We start from the raw sequence: 18,788 nt of genomic DNA on the forward strand, positions 1-18,788 counted from the left end.
AGGGGGAATCGCCGGCCGTGCCGACGCTGTTCAAGTTCCTGACGTTTCTCGCTGTCATCGCGGGGTTGATCTATGGCGGCATGATCGCGCTGGTCACCTTCGTGCAGCCGGAGCCGCGCGAGATGGTCGAGGTCGTGCCGCCCTCGAAGCTGCAGAAATGAGCAAGCAGGCGCGCGCCTGGCTGAACGGCTTCCTCGACATGCTGGCGGCCGAGCGCGGCGCCGCCAAGAACACGCTCGAAGCCTATGAGCGCGATCTCGAGGATTATCTCGGCTTCGCCGCCAGCCAGGGCGGGCCGGCCGCGATCACGGCGGACGATGTCCGCGCCTATCTCGTCGAGTTGTCGGAGCGCGGGCTGAAAGCGTCCTCGGCGGCGCGCCGGCTCTCTGCTGTCCGGCAATTCCACCGCTTCCTCTACACGGAGGGCCTAGCGGGAGGTGATCCGACCGCGGCGATCGAGGGGCCGCGGCTCGGCCGGCCGCTGCCGAAGGTGCTCAGCGTAGCCGAGGTCGATCGGCTGATCGGCACGGCGCAGCAGATGGCGGAACAGGCGGAGCAATCACCGGCGGCGCGGGCCCGCAGCGTCAGGATGCGCTGCCTGATCGAGATGCTCTACGCCACTGGCCTGCGCGTCTCCGAGCTGATCGCGCTGCCGCTCTCGGCCGCGACCACGCGCGAGCGCTTCCTGGTCGTGCGCGGCAAGGGCGACAAGGACCGGCTGGTGCCGCTGAACGAGGCGGCGCGCGTGGCGGCCGTGGCGCATCTCGCCCTGTTGCGCGAGCAGGGCGCAGCCGAGGGACGCTGGCTCTTTCCCTCAGATGGGGAAAGCGGGCACCTGACTCGTCAGGCCTTCGGGCGCGATCTCAAATCACTGGCAGCAGCGGCGGGCCTGTCGCCGGCGAAGGTTTCGCCGCATGTGCTGCGCCATGCCTTCGCCAGCCATCTCCTGCAGAATGGTGCGGACCTGCGCGTCGTGCAGGAGCTGCTCGGCCATGCCGACATCGCGACGACGCAGATCTACACCCACATCCTCGACGAGCGGCTGAAGAGCATGGTGCGCGATCTGCATCCGTTGATGGACGAGGAGAGCTAGCCGGCTCAAGCCGCTGCTGGGGCCGGCTCTTCGCCCTTTTTGCCGCAAAGCGCCAGCATGGCGCGGGCGATCTCGGCCTCGCCCATGATGGTGCGGCTGGCGCCACATTCTTTCAGGTGCTCGACCTCGGCGACGGAATGGGCGCGCGCGATGATCGGCAGGCCCGGATTCTGCTTGCGGGCCTGCTCGCAGACCTGGCCGGCCTCGAAGCTGCCGGGAATGGCGACGAAGAGGCGCTTCGCCTGCGCCAGCCCGGCTGCAGCGAGCACTTCCGGATCGGCGGCATTGCCGACGAGCACCTCGGCGCCGTCGCGCCTTGCGGCGGCGACACCATCGTCCTGGTCCTCGATCACCAGCAGCTTCTCGCCCATGACCGAGAGGCCGGCGCCGAGCAGCGAGCCGACGCGGCCATAGCCGACGACGACGATATGGTCGGTGAGTGCGGTCGGAGCGATGTCGCGTTCGGGCACTGGTGCCGGCTCGGGTTCCGGCGCGGCAACCGGGGCGTGCGGTGTCGGCTCCGCCGGCTTGGGCTTTGCAGGCGCGGGTTCGGCCGGCGCGAACCGGTCGACCAGCTTGAACAGCAGCGGGTTGAGCACGATCGAGAAGATCGCGCCGGCGAGGATCAGGTCGCGGCCCTGCTCGGGCAGCAGCTTCAGCGAGACGCCGAGCCCGGCGAGGATGAAGGAGAACTCGCCGATCTGGGCCAGGCTGGCCGAAATCGTCAGCGCGACCGAATCGGGCTTGCCGAAGGCGCGCACGATCAGCCAGGCCGCCAGGGTCTTGCCGAACAGGATGATCGCGATGGTGGCGATCAGCGGGAACGGCGAGCGCAGCAGGATAGCCGGATCGAACAGCATGCCGACCGAGACGAAGAACAGCACGGCGAAGGCATCGCGCAGCGGTAGCGATTCCTCAGCGGCGCGATGGCTGAGTGGCGATTCGCTCAGGATCATGCCGGCGAAGAAGGCGCCGAGTGCGAAGGAAACGCCGAACAGGCTGGCCGCGAGATAGGCGACGCCGAGCGCGATCGCGAGCACGGCGAGGCGGAAGAGCTCTCGCGAGCCGGTATGGGCGACCCAGTGCAGAATCCAGGGGATCAGCCGACGCCCGATGATCAGCATGAAGGCGACGAAGGCGGCGACCTTGGCGAGCGTCAGGCCGAGCACGCCCCAGAGGCCGAGATCGAAGCGTGTGGCCAGGGGGCCGCTTCCGGCAGCGGCGCCGGTGCCGCCGTTCAGCGCATCGGCGACCGCCGGGATCATGACCAGTGCCAGGACCATGGCGAGGTCCTCGACGATCAGCCAGCCGACGGCGATCTTGCCCTTCTCGGTCTGGACGATGCGGCGCTCCTGCAGGGTGCGCAGCAGCACGACGGTACTGGCAACCGAGAGCGCCAGGCCGAAGACGAGGCCGGCGATCACGGTCCAGCCGAGCAGCAGTGCGAGGCCCAGGCCGAGCAATGTCGCCACGGCGATTTGCACCAGCGCGCCCGGTACCGCGATGGCACGGACCGAGAGCAGGTCCTTCAGCGAGAAATGCAGGCCGACGCCGAACATCAGCAGGATGACGCCGATTTCAGCGAGGTCGTTGGCGAGGCCCTGGTCGGCGACGAAACCCGGAGTGAACGGGCCGACGGCGACGCCGGCGAGGAGATAACCGACGAGCGGGGAAACCCTCAATTTGTGCGCCAGCGCCCCGAAGACGAAGGCGAGGCCGAGGCCCATGACGATGATGGCGATCAATGGGCCGTGATGCATGGGTCTCCTAGCGCCGTGAGCTGCCGTCCGCTCATAAGCGGCGGGGTGATGGATACAACCTCAGGTGATTGTCGGCGGAGCGCCGACGATACATCATATCGGGCGCTCCAGTGGATTTGCCACTGTGAAACAGCGCCACAGGGGGCGAAGATGTCCTGGGCCTTAGCCGTAATCTGTTTGGTGCTGATCGGACTGTTACTCGTCTTCTTCGCCAAAAAGCTGAACTTGGAGCTAGGCGACGCGGCAAAATCCGTTCTTGTCGTCCTTCCTGTCGCCGGCTTCCTCTTTGCCTCGGGCCGGGTCGCGCAGTTTGAGGCTCTCGGCATCAAGGCAACGCTCGCCCAGATCGCAAAGCAACCGGTGGCGCGCGCACAAGCAGCTGCGGTCGCGATCGAACAGCAAGATGCGACATCGCCGAATTTTGAATTCGACGCTATGTGGCTGAACTGCCGTCCCTATTACGTTATGTCGGATCGGACGGCGTACAGCGGCGACAAGGTCGACGCCGCCAAAGTCTACAAGATAGCTCGCTCGATCTACTCATCGATCATCTGTGGGGAATTCAAAGCTCTGATCGTATTGGGGAAAGACGATAAACCGATTGGATATTTCGAGCGCGATATATTTTTGCAGCTCATGCGATTGCGACTTATCGTCTATAACGGCTCTTTGCCTAGCGACGAAGAGATTACGCGCGACCTCAACGAAAGTGAGTTGGGCGTGATACTGGCGAATCCTGTCGTGCGCGCTAAGGCTCAGGGTCGCAAGTTGCTGATTCCCGCCGATACCGATCTGGAGGAAGCATTGAAAAAATTCCAGGAGACCGGCTTCCAGATCGCTGTTCTGCTGGATCGGCGCGGTCGATTCGACGGGATCGTGACGCGCCAAATTGTTGCTGAGAAACTCCTGCTCGACCTCTTTGTCGAGCTACGGCGGTAGCTGAGCCTCAGCTGCTTGCTGGCTTGTGCTCGAGCAGGATCTGGGCCTGCTTCTCGACGCCGAGCTTGAGCTTTTCGGCGAAGATGGCGAGCATCAAGGGCAGCGTGACCTCGACCCGCACCAGCGCCTCCTCGACCTCGATCTTGCCGTGGACGGTCTGGCCCAGCGCCGCGACGCCGAAATGCAGCGTGTCGTCCTGCCAGTTCTCCTCGACGAGCTGCATGCCGAAGCTGCCGAGCTTGTCGCGGACCTTGCCGACGCCGCCTTCCAGCCGCTGGCAGGCCGCCTCGCGGCCAAGCGAATGCGAGATGGTGATGGTGACGGGGCGTTTCATGCGTCAATCCCGGAAGCGCGAGGTGGTCGGCCTGTCGCTGAGATGGGCGGCGTTGCGCGCGCTTGCAACGGGCTTGCGGTCGCGTTCGCCAGACTTCAATGCGCCAGCAGGGATGAGAGGGCACTCCGGAATCGGAACGCGCGCCACGCCGGAGCGGGTTCCAGCGTGACGCGCGCATGAAAGGGACGGTCGCCTCGGCCGAGGCCAGAGCTAGTTGCTGCGGGCTTCGAGTGCCTGCTGGCCCTGGGCTGTGACCTTCCAGAGCTCATCGCCGGGTTCGGCCAGGCCGCGACCCTGAAGCAGGCGCAGCATCGTTTCACCGAAGATGAAGCGGCGCGTCTCTTCGTTGATGCTCTCCAGCGCGATCCACTCCGGATCGGTCATTACAATGCTCTGCGTGTTCGTCGCGGTCTCGGCCATATCGTCCTCCTCCGTGGCGGTTGCGTCGGTTAGGCGCAAATTCGCGAGCAATCTTGGAGAGTATATGGCCGGCTTGGGGTGGTGCAGCGGCAATTGCGCGGGTTTTCCGGGTTAGCCTAACCGTATGGCAGGCGCAGGCCCGCCTCGGCGGCGCAGGCTTTGAGCGCAAGCAGGATCGCGTTCTCATCGGTCTCGACGCCATGGCGTTGCAGGCAAGGCACCAGGATCGCCGCCTCGGCCTGGCCGGCGGGGCCGATCACCGGGCAGGCGATGTCGGTGACGGCGAGGATATCGCGGCTCGGCGCGATGCGATGGCCGAGCGTGCGGATCTCAGCGAGCGCGGCCAGCGTTTCCGGTTCGTCGAGGCGTTGCCTGGTTTCGGCCGGCGCCTCCCTCATCAGTCCGCGCCGGCGCGCTTCCGACTGGAAGGCGAGGATCAGCAGGCCGGAATTGGCGTCGAGCGCCGGCCGGCCATAGCCGGGGCGGACGATGACGCTGGCGTCGAGATGGCCGGCGGTGGTCGCCAGCACCACGGTCTGCGCCCGGCTCAGCACGACGAGATGGGCGGCCTGGCCGCTTTCCTCGCTGAAGCGCTCCATCAATGGCAGCACGACCGAGGTGAGCTGCTTGCCGCCCGGTGTCCTGATGCCGAGGTCGAACAGGCGGCGCGACAGGCCGAGCCGGTCGGTCCCCGCCTCGCGCTCGAGATAGCCGCGCTGCTGCAGCACGAAGACCATGCGGAAGATCTCGCTCTTCGAGCGCTGCAGCCGCTCGGCGATGACACGGGTCGAGAGCGGCTCGCCGGTGTCGGCCAGCAGTTCGAGGATGTCGAGGCCCTTCTCCAGGGCCGGCGCGGCATAGGCCGCCTTCTCGTCATTCTCGGCTTCAGGGAAAACGCTCATGCTGCGCCTGTTTCATATGTGAAGCTTGACATCAAATAAGAAGCCAAACTAGCCTCCGGGTAAAGAGGGGGAGACATGACCGCATCGCCGCAACATCCGTCCAGCCTATCCGGCCGGCGGGGCCATGCCCCGCAGGCCCTGCAGGGCTGCCGGCGATGAAGTACGGGCTCCAGTTTCGCGATGTCTTTGCGGCCTGGGAGTCCATTCTCGATGGCGTCTGGATCACATTGCTGCTTTCGGCGGCGGCGATGGTCGGCGGGCTCGTCATCGGCATCCTCTGCGCGGCCGGACGGACCTACGGCCCCACCTGGCTGCGTCGTATCATCGGCACCTATGTCGAGATCATCCGCAACACGCCCCTTTTGGTGCAGCTCTTCCTGATCTTCTTCGGGCTGCCGAGCTTCGGCCTGCGGCTTGACGGGCTGACGGCGGCGATGATCGCGCTCGTCATCAATCTCGGCGCCTACACCACCGAGATCGTCCGCGCCGGGCTCGAGGCCGTGCCGAAGGCGCAGGTCGAGGCCGGCCATTCGCTCGGGCTCTCCGGCCTGCAGGTCTTCCGCTACATCGTCGTCTTCCCGGCGCTGAAGGCGATGTTCCCGGCGCTCGCCAGCCAGTTCGTGCTGCTGATGCTGGCGACCAGCGTCGCCTCGCAGATCTCGGTGCAGGACCTGTTCCACGCGGCGTCGATCGTGCAGTCGCGCACCTTCCGCGATTTCGAGGTCTATACGGTGATCGGCGTGCTTTACCTCGCGCTCGCCATCGGCTTCCGCGGTCTCTTCGCCCTGATCTACCGTATGGTGTTCGTGCGATGATCCGCGAATTCGGCCTCATCGATGTGATGTACCTGATCGCGGCGGCGCGCTGGACGATCGCGCTCACCGCGGTGGCCTTCGCCGGCTCAGCGGTGCTAGGGCTCGGGCTTGCGATCCTGCGCATCCTGCCGATCGCGCCGCTGCGCTGGTTCTCGGCGACCTATATCCAGCTGGTCCAGGGCACGCCGCTCCTGGTCTGGTTGTTCCTGATCTTCTTCGGCCTGCCGCTCGCCGGCATCTCGGTCAATCCGTGGATTGCCGCGGCCGTCGCCTTCTCGGTCTATGGCTCGGCCTTCCTCGGCGAGATCTGGCGGGGAGCGCTGACTTCGATCGCGAAAACGCAGTGGGAGGCGGGCGCCTCGCTCGGGCTCTCGCTCGGCGAGCAGCTGCGCTACGTCATCATTCCGCAGTCAATCCGGATCGCGATCCCGCCGACGGTCGGCTTCCTGGTGCAATTGATCAAGAACACCTCGCTTGCGGCGGTGATCGGCTTCGTCGAGCTCACCCGCGAGGGCCAGCTCACCGCGGCCGGCACCTACAAGCCCTTCGCCGTCTACATCACCGTCGCCTGCATCTATTTCGCGATGTGCTTCCCTCTCACGCAATGGAGCCGCTCACTCGAGCGGAAGCTCGATGTCGCTCGTTGAAATCCAGGACGTCAGCAAGAGCTACGGCACCAACCAGGTGCTGAAGGGCGTCTCGCTCGATATTGCGAAGGGCGAGGTCGTCGCCGTGATCGGCCGCTCGGGCTCAGGGAAAAGCACGCTCTTGCGCTGCGTCAACGGGCTCGAGCCGGTGCAGGCCGGCAGGATCAGCGTCGATGGGGTCAAGGTCAACGACCCCGCAACCGATCTGCGCAAGCTCCGGCAGGAAGTCGGGATCGTCTTCCAGAGCTTCAACCTGTTTCCGCATCTCTCGGTCGCCGACAACATCACGCTCGCCCCACGCGTCGTGAAGAAGCAGCGGCCGGACGAGGCGCGCGCGGTCGCCCGCGAGGTGCTGGCCCGCGTCGGGCTGGAGGACAAGCTCGACGCCTATCCTTCGCAGCTCTCGGGTGGCCAGCAGCAGCGCGTCGCGATCGCCCGTTCGCTCGCCATGCGGCCGAAGCTGATGCTGTTCGACGAGGTCACCTCGGCGCTCGATCCCGAGCTCACCGGCGAGGTGCTGAAAGTGCTCGAATCCGTGGCGCAGGAGGGCATGACCATGATCCTCGTCACCCACGAAATGGGCTTTGCCCGCAGGTTCGGCTCCCGCGTCGTCTTCATGCACGAGGGCCGCATCCACGAAGAAGGCCAGGCCGCGGCGGTGCTCGCTGAGCCGAAGACGCCCGAGCTCAAGACCTTCCTCAGCGCGGTTCTGCACTGAGGTAGGGAAGATCAGTTTCGGTACCGGTCAACGAGGGGAGAGAAAGATGCGTAAACTGTTTGCAGGCCGTTCATTCCTGGCAGGTCTGGCGGCGATGGCGATCGCTGCGTTCGGAGCGGTCGAGGCCAAGGCTGACAAGCTCCAGGACATCCTGTCCAAGGGCGTGGTGCGGATCGGCGTGCCGCTCGATGCGCCGCCCTTCGGCTCGCAGGACGCCAACCGCAACGCGGTCGGCTTCGACATCGAGTTCGCCGAGATGGTCGCCAAGGGGCTTGGCGTGAAGCTGGAGATGCAGCAGATCACCGGCGCCAACCGCATCCCCTTCCTGCTCACCGACAAGGTCGACATCGTTATCTCGGTGATGGGGCTGACCCCCGAGCGTGCCCGGCAGATCCAGTTCACCGCGCCCTACGCCAACACCTTCCTCGCCGTCTACGGCACGAAATCGGCCAATGTCACCAGCCCGGAAACGATCGGCTCGAACCGCGTCGCCGCCGCCAAGGGCACGACGCAGGAACTCGCCATCACCGCGACGGCGCCGAAGGCCAGCATCATGCGCACCGAGGACGATGCGACAGCGGCGGCCGCCTACATCACCGGCCAGGCCGATTTGCTCGCGACCAACTCGATCGTCGCCCAGGCGCTCGCCAAGCAGAACCCGAGCAAGGAGTTCGAGCGCAAGTTCGTCATCCGCCGCAGCCCGGCGCATATGGGCGTGCAGATGGACCAGCATAACCTGGTGCGCTGGCTCGACGGTTTCATCTTCTTCAACAGCATGAACGGCGAGCTCGACCGGCTGCACAAGAAGTACCTGGACATGCCGATGGACCCACTGCCGACGCTGTAAGGCGGCAACACGCGTCCTCCCGTCAGGCGCGGGAACCCCTCTCCTGGAAGGAGAGGGGCAGGGGTGAGGTGTTCGGACTGGAAACGTTGGCCTGAACCCAACCGCGCGGTCAGGTCTCGCGGCACTGGTCACAGGGCCTACCCCTCACCCTGCCCTCTCCCTCCGGGAGAGGGTTCCCCGCGGCTTGTCCTGAAACCAAGCACCTAACCTGCCCGAGCCCCGCCATGACCTCCCGCCAAAAGCCTACACCGCGCCCATCCTCCGCCTTCCTCACCGTCGATCCGGAGAAGGACGGCAAGCAGGTCGGCTTCCTGATGATCCCGCATTCGCCGCATGACGACGCTTGGGGCGCGACGCGGATTCCGGTCGCGATCATCAAGAACGGGACGGGCCCGACAGCCATCCTCGAAGGCGGCAATCACGGCGACGAGTACGAGGGCCCGATCACGATCTGCGACATGATCCGCGACCTTGATCCCGGCCGGGTTCAAGGCCGGCTCATTCTGATGCCGGCGAACAATGTCCATGCCGTCATCGCCGGCCAGCGCACTTCGACGGTCGACGGGCTCAACTTCAACCGGACCTTCCCGGGCGATCCGCGCGGCACCATCACCCAGCAGATCGCGGCTTTCGTCAGCGACCATATCCTGCCGCTCGGCGACGCCTTCCTCGATTTGCATTCCGGCGGCTCCTCGCTCGACATCATCCCGAGCGCGATCGTCGAGCCGACCGACGATCCCGAACTGCACAAGCGCAATGTCGCGGCCGTGCAGGCCTTCGATGCGCCGATGACGGTGGTGATCTCCAATCTCGGCGAGCCGCGGACCGCGACCGCCACCGCCTGCCGGCAGGGCCTCGTCACGGTCGGCACCGAGATGGCGGGCGCCGGCACGGTCTCGCTCGACGCACTCAAGGTCTGCCGGCGCGGCGTCGCCAATGTGCTCGACCATCTCGGCATCGTCAGGCGAGACAAGCCGGAGCCGCGCAGCGGCGGCGGGCAGGTGCTCGAATTGCCGGGAACGGCCGCTTACGTCTACGCCACGGCCGACGGCGTCTTCGAGCCGTTTCACGCCAATGGCGAAAAGGTCAGTGCCGGCCAGCCGGCCGGGCGCATCCACTGCACCTGGGACCCGACGCGCCCGCCGGAAACCTTGCATTACGCTGCCGACGGCATCCTCTATGGCCGGCGCCAGCCGGGCCGCGTCAGGCCGGGCAATTGCTGCCTGATCGTGGCGGCGCCCTATCGCGGGGTGCTGTCGTGATCGGCCTCGACGACATCCGGGCGGCGCGCTGGCGGATCGCCCCGCATATCCGCAAGACGCCGATCCTGCCCTATGGCCAGCTCAGCTCGCGCGAAGAGTTCGGCGGTGCGGTGACGCTGAAGCTCGAATTGCTGCAGGCGGCGGGCTCGTTCAAGGCGCGCGGCGCAATGAACCGGCTGCTGACGCTGTCGGCCGAGGAGCTGGCCCGCGGCGTCGTCACGGCTTCCGGCGGCAATCACGGCCTCGCCATCGCCCGCTCGGCCCATGTCCTCGGCGTCAGCGCCAAGATATTCCTGCCGTCCAATGTCGTCGCCGACAAGGTCGCCAAGCTGAAGCGCTGGGGCGCCGATGTCGAGATCGTCGGTGCGATCTGGGACGATGCCAATGCCGCCGCGCTGGCCTATGCCAAGGAGACCGGCGCGACCTATGCCCATCCGTTCAGCGATCCCGTGGTGGTCGCCGGCCAGGGCACGCTCGGTCTCGATATCCTCGATGAGATGCCGGAGGTCGACGTCATTCTCGTCGCGATCGGCGGCGGCGGGTTGATCACCGGGCTGTCCACCGCGGTGAAGGCGCTCAGGCCGCAAACGCGCATCATCGGCATCGAGCCCTACGGCTCGCCGACGCTGCATGCCTGCCTCGACGCCGGCAAGCTGGTCACGCTCGACAAACTGGAGACGCGGGTCGCGACCATGTCGTGCCGGCGCACCGATCAGGCGATCTACGAGGCCGTCGCGAAGAATGTCGATGAGATCGTGCTGGTCAGCGACGAGGAGATGGAGCAGGCGGCTCAATCGCTCTGGTTCGAGTTCGGCATCGCCGCCGATCTCTCGGGTGCAGCGGCGGTTGCGGCCTTGCAGGCGAAACGCTTCGTGCCGACGCCGGGCAGCAAGGTCTGCGCGCTGGTCTGCGGCGCCGGGACGGACGGGACCTGACCCTGGCCGTCATGCTCGGGCTTGACCCGAGCATTTCCTGCCGGACGAGGCACCAGCCGGCGCCTTCTGGTCCTGAGATTCTCGGGTCTGCGCTTCGCCCGAGAATGACGGCTGAGGATTACCGCGCGACGCTCAGCCCCTGCACGCCGTGCTTTTCAATGAGCGCCGCGACGAAGCCCGTTTCCTTCGCCGCGGCAACGAATTTGGCTAGGTAATCCGCTGCCTCGGCCTTGGCTTTCGGCACGCCGATCGCTTGCTGCACGGTCATGAAATGGCCGTCGAGGATGCGTGTGCCGGGGATGGCGACGACATCCTTCAGCAGACGTGGCCGTAACCCGGCCAGCGCGTCCAGCTCCTTGCCAACGAAATCATTCGCGGAATCGTCGAGCGTGCCCGAGCGGACGAGTTCGGCCTTGCGGATATTACGATCGAGCCAGAGCCCGTAGGCGGCGCGACCGCTGACGGCGATGCGCACGCCTTCCGCATCGACATCGGCGATCTCGCGAAGCGGCGACGACTCGCGGACCAGATAGGTCGCCTCGATCTCGGCATAGGCCGGGGTGAAGCTGATCGCCTCGGCCCGCTGCGGCTCGGCGCCGATCAGCCCGACATCCCATTCATCGCAAGGCGCGGCATCAGCGAGCAGGCCGGGATTCTCGTAGGGCACATAGCGCAGGTTTGTGCCGAGATGGTCGGCGAGGGCGCGGGCCATGTCGGGCGAGACGCCTTGCGGCTCGCCCTGCGGGCCGCGGCTGGACACCAGCAGGAAATTCGAGAGGTTGATGCCGGCGCGCAGCAGGTTGCCGGGAGCCAGATGCTCACGCACGGTCGGCGAGAGCTGGCCGATATCGGGGCGGAATTCCATGGCGTGCGTCCTCCCTGTCGTTGGCGCCGCTTATGCCGCGACGGGGGTGGGGAGGACAAGCTGGGTCGTTAGCTTCAGACTGGCTGCCAGCGCGCGCCCTTGGCGGAGGAGCGCACCGCCGCCTCGATAAAGCGGACACCGCGCACGCCGTCGGCGATGGTTGGCACGAGGCTGGCGAAGGGGGCGGCGTCCCGCCCCTCGATCCGGGCGGCGATCTGCTCGGCGATATCGACGTAGAGCTGCGCGAAGCCTTCGAGATAGCCCTCGGGATGGCCGCCGGGCACGCGCGAAGCAGCATTGGCGACTGGATAGGCGCCCGCGCCACTGCGCCGGATCAGGCGCGGCGCCTCGCCGAGCGGCGAATGGACCAGCAGGTTTGGATTCTCCTGCTGCCATTCGAGCCCGCCCTTCTCGCCATAGAGGCGGATGCGCAAACCATTCTCCTGGCCGGCCGCGACCTGGCTGCACCAGAGCATGCCGCGCGCGCCGCCCCTGAAGCGCAGCAGCATATGGGCGTTGTCGTCGAGTCGGCGGCCTTCGACGAAGACATGGGCGTCGGCCGCGAGTGCTTCGACCTCGTCGCCGGCGATGAATTCGGCGAGGTTGAAGGCGTGGCTGCCGATGTCGCCGATCGAACCGGCCGGACCGGATTTGGCCGGGTCGGTGCGCCACTCCGCTTGCTTCTGGCCGCTGTCCTCGAGCCGTGTGGCGAGCCAGTCCTGCGCGTATTCGACCTGGACGACGCGCAGCTTGCCGAGTACGCCCTCGGCGACCATGGCACGGGCCTGCCGGACCAGCGGATAGCCGGTGTAATTGTGGGTGACCGCGAAGATCAGCCCGCTATCCCTTGCCAGCTTGGCGAGCGTTTCCGCCTCACGCAGGTTGGTGGTGAGCGGCTTGTCGCAGATCACATGGATGCCGGCCTTGAGGAAAGCCCTGGCCGCCGGCGCATGGGCGTGGTTCGGCGTGACGATCGCGACCGCGTCGATACCATCCTTGCGGCGCTTCTCGCGCTTCGCCATCTCGTTGGCATCGGCATAGATCCGGGTGGGATCAAGCAGCAGGTCCTCGCCGGAGAGCCGTCCGCGTTCCGGATCGGAGGAGAGCGCGCCGGCGACGAGTTGCCAGCGATCGTCGAGCCGGGCGGCGATGCGATGGACCGCGCCGATGAACGCGCCGCGGCCGCCGCCGACCATGCCGAGGCGCAGGCGGCGGTTGAGCTTGGTGCCGGTGGAGGCTTCGATCGCCATCGTGCTTCTCCTCAGCGGTCGAGACCGAGCATGCGCCGGTTGGCTGCCTCGTCGGTGCCGCCGGCGGCGAAGTCGTCGAAGGCACGCTCGGTCACCCGGATGATATGGGCGGCGATGAATTCCGCCCCTTCGCGCGCGCCGTCCTCGGGATGCTTCAGGGCGCATTCCCATTCGAGCACGGCCCAGGAATCATAATCGTACTGCGCCAGTTTCGAGAAGATGCCGCCGAAATCGACCTGGCCGTCGCCAAGCGAGCGGAAGCGGCCGGCTCGGTCGACCCAGGGCTCGTAGCCGCCATAGACACCGACGCGGCCGTTCGGGTTGAACTCGGCGTCCTTCACGTGGAAGGCCTTGATGCGCTCATGGTAGATATCGATGAAGGCGAGATAGTCGAGCTGCTGCAGCAGGAAATGGCTAGGGTCGTAATTGATGCAGGCGCGGGCATGGCCGCCGACCGCATCGACGAAGCGCTCGAAGGTCGCCCCGTCATGGACGTCCTCGCCCGGGTGGATCTCGTAGCAGAGATCGACGCCGGCCTCGTCGAAGGCGTCGAGGATCGGGCGCCAGCGCTTGCCGAGTTCGGCGAAGGCGGTCTCGACCAGCCCGGCCGGGCGCTGTGGCCAAGGGTAGACGAAGGGCCAGGCGAGCGCACCAGTGAAGCTGACATTCGCAGAGAGCCCGAGCCGCCGCGAGGCTTTTGCCGCGAGCTTCATTTGCTCGACCGCCCATTCCTGCCGCGCCTTGGGATTGCCGCGGACTTCAGGCACCGCAAAGCCGTCGAACGCCTCGTCGAAGGCAGGATGGACGGCGACGAGCTGGCCCTGCAGATGGGTCGAAAGCTCGGTGATCGACAGGCCGTATTGGGCCAGAGTGCCCTTGACCTCGTCGCAATAGGTGTCTGATTCCGCGGCCTTTTTCAGGTCGAACAGCCGGGCATCCCAACTCGGGATCTGAACGCCCTTGTAGCCGAGCGAGGCGGCCCAGCGGCCGATCGCGTCGAGCGAGTTGAACGGCGCCTCGTCGCCGGCGAACTGGGCGAGAAAGAGCCCGGGGCCCTTCATGGTCTTCATGGCGACCTCCCGAAAACATGGCTCCTTGCCGGAGCTCGCTATCAACGCCCGACTGGCGATGTAATCGATTGCAAGAATGGAGCGAGGCAGCGCTTTCTGTCAAACGTGAGCGATACGATTAGTTTTAACCGAGAGGCGCTTGTCGCGGTCAAACGAAAACACCGCCGCGCTAAAGCGCGGCGGTGACGACGGCTACAGTGCGCCTAGCGCTCGATCATCTTGTTCCAGCGGCTGTTCCATTCCGGCCGCTTGGCGTTGATCGCGTCCCAGTCGAGCGTGACGGCGCTCTTCATGTTGGCGTGGAAGGCTTCGAGCTTCTTCTCGGCCTCGGGCGTCGAGGCCTTGGCCTTGGTGTTCGATGGCACGATGTTGCCAGCGGTGAGCGCCTTGGACTGCGCCTCGGCCGAGAGCAGGTAGGCGGCGAGCTTCTGCGCCAGCTCCGGCTCGGAATTGTTGGCGATGACGCATTGCGCGACCATCAGCACCACCGAGCCTTCCTTGGGCTGGGCGTATTCGACGCCGATGCCCTTCTCCTTCAGCGTCGAGATGCCGGTCGGCGTCAGGGGGAAGATCGCGGCTTCGCCAGTCTGCGCCATCTCGGCGATTTTGGCCGAGCTCGGGATGAATTCGAGCACGTTCTTGCCGATCGTATCGCGGAACTTGCTGAAGCCGGGCTCGACATTGGCCTCGGTGCCGCCCTGGATGCGGTTGAACATCAGGAAGGCATGCAGGCCAAAGGACGAGGCCGAGGCCGACTGGAACACGACCTTGCCCTTGTATTTGGGATCGGCGAGATCCATCCATGAGGTCGGCGCCGGCCAGCCCTTCTCGTCGAACATCTTCTTGTTGTAGCCGAGCCCGGTCATGCCGAGGTCGATGCCGACAGCCATGTCGTCCTTCATGCGGGTGCCGGGCGCGAGCTCGGCCAGCTCAGGGCCGCTCTTCAGCTTGGCGCAGAGCCCGGCGCCGATGGCGCGGACCATGACGCCGTCGTCGAGGAACATCACATGCATCTGCGGCTTGTCCTTGGCCGCGGTCGCCTTGGCGAGGATGTCGGAGGAGGTTCCCGGCACGACCACGATCTTGACGTCGTTGGCCTTCTCGAAATCCGGGAAGACCCCTTGCGTGAAGGTCTTCTCGAAATTGCCGCCGTTCATGCCGACATAGAGCGTCTTCGACTGAGCGAAGGCGCTGCCGGCGGCTGCGAGCGCGACGACGGCGACACCTGTCGCGAGGATGGTGTGTCGGTTGGTCATGGTCTTGGCTCCCCTATGTGTGGTGGCTCTTGGTTTTGCCCCGCATTCGAGCCTTGGTCTGTGCGGGCGGAAGCCGGATTGCCGAAGCGGCCGATCGAGAAGGCGGCGATTGGGGTCTGCGTTTCGCCATCGCGGATAAGTTCGGCGAGCACCTCGCCGACCCCCGGCGCGATCTGGAAGCCGGCGCCGGTGAAGCCGAAGGCATGGAACAGGCCGGGCGTGGTCTGGCTCGGGCCGATTACCGGGTTTTCGTCCGGCATCGCGCCCTCGGTGCCGCTCCAGAAGCGGATCGCCTGGGCGTGGCGCAGGCCAGGGAACAGTGCGGCGGCGCGGTTCATGATCGAGAGCGCGCCCTCGCCGCGCGGTCGCGAGAAGTCGACATCGCCCAGCGGCAAGGCGCGCTCGCCGCCGACGACGACATTGCCGCGCTCGACCTGGCGGGCATAGATGCCGCGACCTGTCATGCCGATATTGACTGACATCACCGGCTCCATCGGCTCGGTGACGACCATCGACGGGTAGATGCGCGAGAGTGGTACCGGTTCGCCGAAGCTCTCGGCGAAAGGACCGGCCCAGGCGCCGGCGCTGTTGATGACGAAGCGGGCGCGCAACGACAGATTGCCGGCAGCTTCGAGCGCGAAGCTGTCGCCGTCTCGGGTCACGTCTTCGACGGCGGTGTTCTCCAGCACCTCGACGCCGGCCCGGCGCGCCGCAGCGGCAAAGCCTGTCGAGACCAGGCGCGGGTTGGCGTGGCCGTCTCCGGGGCAGAAGGAGGCACCGACGACGCCGTCGCCGATCCAGCCGAAGCGCTCGCGCAAGCCGTTATGGCCGATCAGCTCGAGGTCGAGCTCATGCTCGGCGGTCGTCTCGGCATAGGTTTCGAGCGACGCCATGTCGGCCTCGTCGCGGGCGAGCTTGAGATGGCCGGAGCGCACGAACTCGCCATCGATGCCGATCAGCGCCTTGAGCCGCGGCCAGACCGCATGGGCCCGCTGCGACAGCGGCAATTGCTCGACCGGCCGGCCCTGGCGGCGGACGCCGCCATAGTTCACGCCCGAGGCCTGCGCGCCGCAAAAGCCCTTGTCGAGCAAAGCGACCGAAAAGCCCATGCCGCGCAACGCCAGCGCCGTCGAGGAGCCGACGAGGCCACCGCCGATGATCGCGACGTCGACGGAGAGGTGCCGGCTCATTCCGCCGCCTCCTGCTGGGCGGCGAGCGCGAGCGTCAGCGGCACCGGTTTGACCGGCGCCTGGCTGCGCAAACGGCCGACGGCCTCGATGCCGCGGTTCGTCTCATGCGCAAGAAGCTCGGCTGCAGCTGCGCCGCAGATGCGACCCTGGCAGCGGCCCATGCCGACGCGGCTCACCGCCTTTAGCCGATTGAGCTCGTGCACGCCGAACTGGCCGATGGCGGCGCGGGCCTCGCCGACCTTGATCTCCTCGCAGCGACAAAGCGTGGTCTCGTCAGCGATGTCGCGCACCCAGTGCGCCGGGAAGGGGAAGGCGGCTTCGAGCACATCGCGGAAGCGGCCGATGCGGGCGAGTTCCGCTTCGAGCGTGGCGGCGCGGGCCGGATCATGCGGCAGGCGGCGATCCTGCAGCAGCGCGAGCGCAGCGCGCTCGCCGGCGCGCTCGGCTGCATCCGCCCCGGCGATGCCGGCACCGTCGCCGGCGAGATAGACGCCGGGCACGCTGCTGCGGCCGGCCGCGTCGCGCTCGGGCAGGACAGCACGGTCGCGGGCGTTGAAGGCAAAACGGCAGCCGGCGAGGTCGGCGAGTTGGGTTTCCGAGCGCAAAGCAAGGCCGTAGCCGATGCCGTCGCAGGCGAGGCGGTGTTCCAGCCCGTCCTTGCGCCAGGCGACCGCACCGACCTTGTCCGAGCCCTCGATGCGGACATCGCCGACGCCGTAATGTAATGCGACGCCGCCCAGCTTCAGCTCGGCGGTCATCCGCATGCCGCGCAGCACGATGGCCGGGAACCGAGGCAGGCCACGCAGCAGGTTGAATTTCGCCGAGAAGGGCGCGGTGTCGAGCACCGCCGCGACCTTGGCGCCGGCCTTCATATACTGCCAGGCGACGAGGTAGAGCAGGGGGCCGGAGCCGAGGAAGACGATCCTTGAGCCGATGGCGCAGCCCTGGCTCTTCAGCGCGATCTGGGCGCCGCCGAGGGTGAAGACGCCGGGCAGTGTCCAGCCGGGGATCGGCAGAATGCGGTCGGTCGCGCCGGTGGCGAGGATGAGCCCGTCATAGGCGACCTGCCGGCTCGTGCCTTCGACCATGATGTCGGCCCGGCCGTCGCGCAGGTTCCAGAGCAGCGCCTGCGGCCAGTAGTCGAGCTTGCCGTCGAGCGCGGCGAAATCGCGATGCAGGGCCTCGGCCTTATGCGCTTCCGAGCCGTAGAGATCGCGGCTGCTGCGGCCATCCGGGAGCAGGCGCTGGCGATAGATCTGGCCGCCGCAGGCTGGCGCCTCGTCGACCACGAGCGGGCGCAGGCCGGCTTTGACTAGCGCCTGCGCGGCCCGGATGCCGGCCGGGCCGGCGCCGACGAGCAGGGGCTGCGGTCGCTCGCTGGTCGGATGCCCGCTCATGCCGCCCTCGCGCGGTGGGTGACGATGCGCATGCCGGGGATCAAAGCGGTCGAGCAGGCGCGCAGGCGCTCGCCGTTTTCGAGTACGACCCAACAATCCTGACAGGCGCCCATCTGGCAGAAGCCGGCGCGCGGCGAGGCGGTGAATTCGCTGAGGCGGAGCCGATCGGCTTGGGTGAGGATCGCGGTCAGGACGGTGTCGCCGGCACGGCCCTCGCAAGGAATGCCGTCGAGGGTGAACGGGATGATCGGATGATCGGCGCGAACGAGGCGGTGCAGGAGCGGCATGTCACTTCTGCCCGACCAGGATCTTGTCGAGGCCGAAGGCGCGGTCGAGCACCAGCATGGCGGCAGCCGTCAACGCGATCATCAGCGCCGAGACGGCTGCCATCATCGGGTCGATGGATTCGGTCGCGTACATGTACATGCGCACCGGCAGGGTCACCGTCTGCGGTGACGTCACGAAGATCGACATGGTGAGCTCGTCGAAGCTGTTGATGAAGGCGAGCAGCCAACCGCCGGTGATGCCGGGCAGGATCATCGGCGCGGTGACGCGGCGAAACACCGTCCAGTGCGAGGCGCCCAGCGTCATCGCCGCCTGCTCGGCCGAGCGGTCGAGCCCGGTGAAGGCCGCCATCACCAGCCGCAGCACATAGGGCGTGATCACCACGACATGGCACACAACGAGCCAAGCGAAGCTGCCGGTCGCGCCGATCAGCGCGAAGAGCCTCAGGAAAGCGACGCCGAGCACGAGATGCGGGATGATCAGCGGCGACAGGAAGAGGGCGTTGAGCGCGCCGCGGCCCGGAAACTCGTAACGGTCGATTGCAAGCGCTGCCGGCACCGAGATCGCGACCGAAAGCGTCGCCGCGAGCGTCGCCAGCCAGAGGCTGTTGACGAAGGAGGCGACGAAATCGGGATGGCGGAAGATCTCCCTGAACCAGCGCAGCGAGAAGCTGGTGGTCGGGATCGAGAGCGTGTTCTCCGGCGTGAAGGCGACGAGGCAGATCACGACGAGCGGCGCCAGCACGAAGGCGACGATCAGCGTATGGAAAATGAGCGCGACGGGGCCGTTCTTCTGCATGGCGC

The 18,788-nt window shown here is 66.7% G+C and carries 21 protein-coding genes; 9 read left to right on the forward strand and 12 right to left on the reverse strand.

All coding sequences use genetic code 11. The features are described from left to right. Positions 1–17 precede the first annotated feature (17 nt). Both ACSQ3M_RS17355 and ACSQ3M_RS17360 read left to right on the forward strand, forming a co-directional pair. Positions 18–161: a histidine kinase gene (locus ACSQ3M_RS17355; RefSeq protein ID WP_126115143.1), complete on the forward strand. Its 144-nt coding sequence runs from the start codon at positions 18–20 to the stop codon at positions 159–161. After that, positions 158–1,093, forward strand: a complete 936-nt coding sequence (locus tag ACSQ3M_RS17360; RefSeq protein WP_436151311.1) for a site-specific tyrosine recombinase XerD — start codon at positions 158–160, stop codon at positions 1,091–1,093. The genes ACSQ3M_RS17355 and ACSQ3M_RS17360 overlap by 4 nt, the downstream gene beginning before the upstream one ends. 5 nt (positions 1,094–1,098) lie before the next feature. Here ACSQ3M_RS17360 and ybaL read toward each other — a convergent pair whose 3' ends face one another. Continuing rightward, positions 1,099–2,853, reverse strand: a complete 1,755-nt coding sequence (gene ybaL / locus ACSQ3M_RS17365) for a YbaL family putative K(+) efflux transporter (RefSeq protein WP_436151312.1) — start codon at positions 2,851–2,853, stop codon at positions 1,099–1,101. A gap of 150 nt (positions 2,854–3,003) precedes the next feature. Here ybaL and ACSQ3M_RS17370 point away from each other — a divergent pair, with 150 nt between their 5' ends. Then, positions 3,004–3,792 carry a CBS domain-containing protein gene (locus ACSQ3M_RS17370; RefSeq protein WP_436151313.1) on the forward strand — a complete coding sequence of 263 codons (789 nt, stop codon included), beginning with the start codon at positions 3,004–3,006 and terminating at the stop codon, positions 3,790–3,792. Positions 3,793–3,799: 7 nt separating this feature from the next. Here the strand turns inward: ACSQ3M_RS17370 and ACSQ3M_RS17375 are convergent, their stop codons facing one another. From ACSQ3M_RS17375 to ACSQ3M_RS17385, 3 genes are all read right to left on the reverse strand, one after another. Continuing rightward, the gene (locus ACSQ3M_RS17375; RefSeq protein WP_436151314.1) at positions 3,800–4,126 is read right to left on the reverse strand and encodes a polyhydroxyalkanoic acid system family protein; all 327 of its coding nucleotides are present in this window, start codon (positions 4,124–4,126) and stop codon (positions 3,800–3,802) included. A gap of 210 nt (positions 4,127–4,336) precedes the next feature. Continuing rightward, complete coding sequence (locus ACSQ3M_RS17380; RefSeq protein WP_436151315.1) at positions 4,337–4,546, reverse strand: hypothetical protein; 210 nt, start codon at positions 4,544–4,546, stop codon at positions 4,337–4,339. Positions 4,547–4,662: 116 nt separating this feature from the next. Further along, positions 4,663–5,448, reverse strand: a complete 786-nt coding sequence (locus ACSQ3M_RS17385) for an IclR family transcriptional regulator (RefSeq protein WP_436151316.1) — start codon at positions 5,446–5,448, stop codon at positions 4,663–4,665. A 155-nt stretch (positions 5,449–5,603) separates the two neighbouring features. Here ACSQ3M_RS17385 and ACSQ3M_RS17390 point away from each other — a divergent pair, with 155 nt between their 5' ends. The 6 genes from ACSQ3M_RS17390 (at position 5,604) to ACSQ3M_RS17415 (ending at position 10,672) form a co-directional block, all read left to right on the forward strand. Then, positions 5,604–6,263, forward strand: coding sequence for an amino acid ABC transporter permease (locus tag ACSQ3M_RS17390; protein ID WP_436151317.1), 660 nt, complete (start codon positions 5,604–5,606; stop codon positions 6,261–6,263). Then, positions 6,260–6,910, forward strand: coding sequence for an amino acid ABC transporter permease (locus tag ACSQ3M_RS17395; protein ID WP_436151318.1), 651 nt, complete (start codon positions 6,260–6,262; stop codon positions 6,908–6,910). Before ACSQ3M_RS17390 ends, ACSQ3M_RS17395 begins: the two co-directional genes overlap by 4 nt. Beyond that, positions 6,897–7,628, forward strand: coding sequence for an amino acid ABC transporter ATP-binding protein (locus tag ACSQ3M_RS17400; protein ID WP_436151319.1), 732 nt, complete (start codon positions 6,897–6,899; stop codon positions 7,626–7,628). Before ACSQ3M_RS17395 ends, ACSQ3M_RS17400 begins: the two co-directional genes overlap by 14 nt. A gap of 46 nt (positions 7,629–7,674) precedes the next feature. Next, positions 7,675–8,475: a transporter substrate-binding domain-containing protein gene (locus ACSQ3M_RS17405; RefSeq protein ID WP_436151320.1), complete on the forward strand. Its 801-nt coding sequence runs from the start codon at positions 7,675–7,677 to the stop codon at positions 8,473–8,475. A gap of 224 nt (positions 8,476–8,699) precedes the next feature. Then, positions 8,700–9,737, forward strand: coding sequence for a succinylglutamate desuccinylase/aspartoacylase family protein (locus ACSQ3M_RS17410; protein WP_436151321.1), 1,038 nt, complete (start codon positions 8,700–8,702; stop codon positions 9,735–9,737). Continuing rightward, a complete protein-coding gene (locus tag ACSQ3M_RS17415) occupies positions 9,734–10,672 on the forward strand; it encodes a threonine ammonia-lyase (protein WP_436151322.1) in 939 nt (312 codons plus the stop codon). Before ACSQ3M_RS17410 ends, ACSQ3M_RS17415 begins: the two co-directional genes overlap by 4 nt. Positions 10,673–10,790: 118 nt before the next feature. Here the strand turns inward: ACSQ3M_RS17415 and ACSQ3M_RS17420 are convergent, their stop codons facing one another. From ACSQ3M_RS17420 to ACSQ3M_RS17455, 8 genes are all read right to left on the reverse strand, one after another. Beyond that, positions 10,791–11,537, reverse strand: coding sequence for a transporter substrate-binding domain-containing protein (locus tag ACSQ3M_RS17420; RefSeq protein ID WP_436151323.1), 747 nt, complete (start codon positions 11,535–11,537; stop codon positions 10,791–10,793). A gap of 74 nt (positions 11,538–11,611) precedes the next feature. Next, positions 11,612–12,787 (reverse strand): Gfo/Idh/MocA family protein, encoded by a 1,176-nt coding sequence (locus ACSQ3M_RS17425; RefSeq protein ID WP_436151324.1) that lies wholly within the window; start codon positions 12,785–12,787, stop codon positions 11,612–11,614. A gap of 11 nt (positions 12,788–12,798) precedes the next feature. Continuing rightward, positions 12,799–13,857, reverse strand: coding sequence for a sugar phosphate isomerase/epimerase family protein (locus ACSQ3M_RS17430; RefSeq protein ID WP_436151325.1), 1,059 nt, complete (start codon positions 13,855–13,857; stop codon positions 12,799–12,801). Positions 13,858–14,060: 203 nt separating this feature from the next. After that, on the reverse strand, positions 14,061–15,113 hold the full coding sequence (locus ACSQ3M_RS17435) for an ABC transporter substrate-binding protein (protein WP_436151326.1): 1,053 nt from the start codon (positions 15,111–15,113) through the stop codon (positions 14,061–14,063). Then, positions 15,110–16,303: an NAD(P)/FAD-dependent oxidoreductase gene (locus tag ACSQ3M_RS17440; RefSeq protein WP_436151327.1), complete on the reverse strand. Its 1,194-nt coding sequence runs from the start codon at positions 16,301–16,303 to the stop codon at positions 15,110–15,112. The genes ACSQ3M_RS17435 and ACSQ3M_RS17440 overlap by 4 nt, the downstream gene beginning before the upstream one ends. After that, on the reverse strand, positions 16,300–17,700 hold the full coding sequence (locus ACSQ3M_RS17445) for an FAD-dependent oxidoreductase (protein WP_436151328.1): 1,401 nt from the start codon (positions 17,698–17,700) through the stop codon (positions 16,300–16,302). The genes ACSQ3M_RS17440 and ACSQ3M_RS17445 overlap by 4 nt, the downstream gene beginning before the upstream one ends. Beyond that, entirely contained in the window at positions 17,697–17,987 is a 291-nt protein-coding gene (locus ACSQ3M_RS17450; protein ID WP_436151329.1) for a (2Fe-2S)-binding protein, read from the reverse strand. Before ACSQ3M_RS17450 ends, ACSQ3M_RS17445 begins: the two co-directional genes overlap by 4 nt. A gap of 1 nt (position 17,988) precedes the next feature. Beyond that, positions 17,989–18,783 (reverse strand): ABC transporter permease, encoded by a 795-nt coding sequence (locus ACSQ3M_RS17455; protein WP_436151330.1) that lies wholly within the window; start codon positions 18,781–18,783, stop codon positions 17,989–17,991. Between the last annotated feature and the right edge of the window lie 5 nt (positions 18,784–18,788).

The sequence above is a fragment of the Allobosea sp. LjRoot90 genome (genome assembly GCF_964254315.1).
In the GTDB taxonomy this organism is placed as follows: domain Bacteria; phylum Pseudomonadota; class Alphaproteobacteria; order Rhizobiales; family Beijerinckiaceae; genus Allobosea.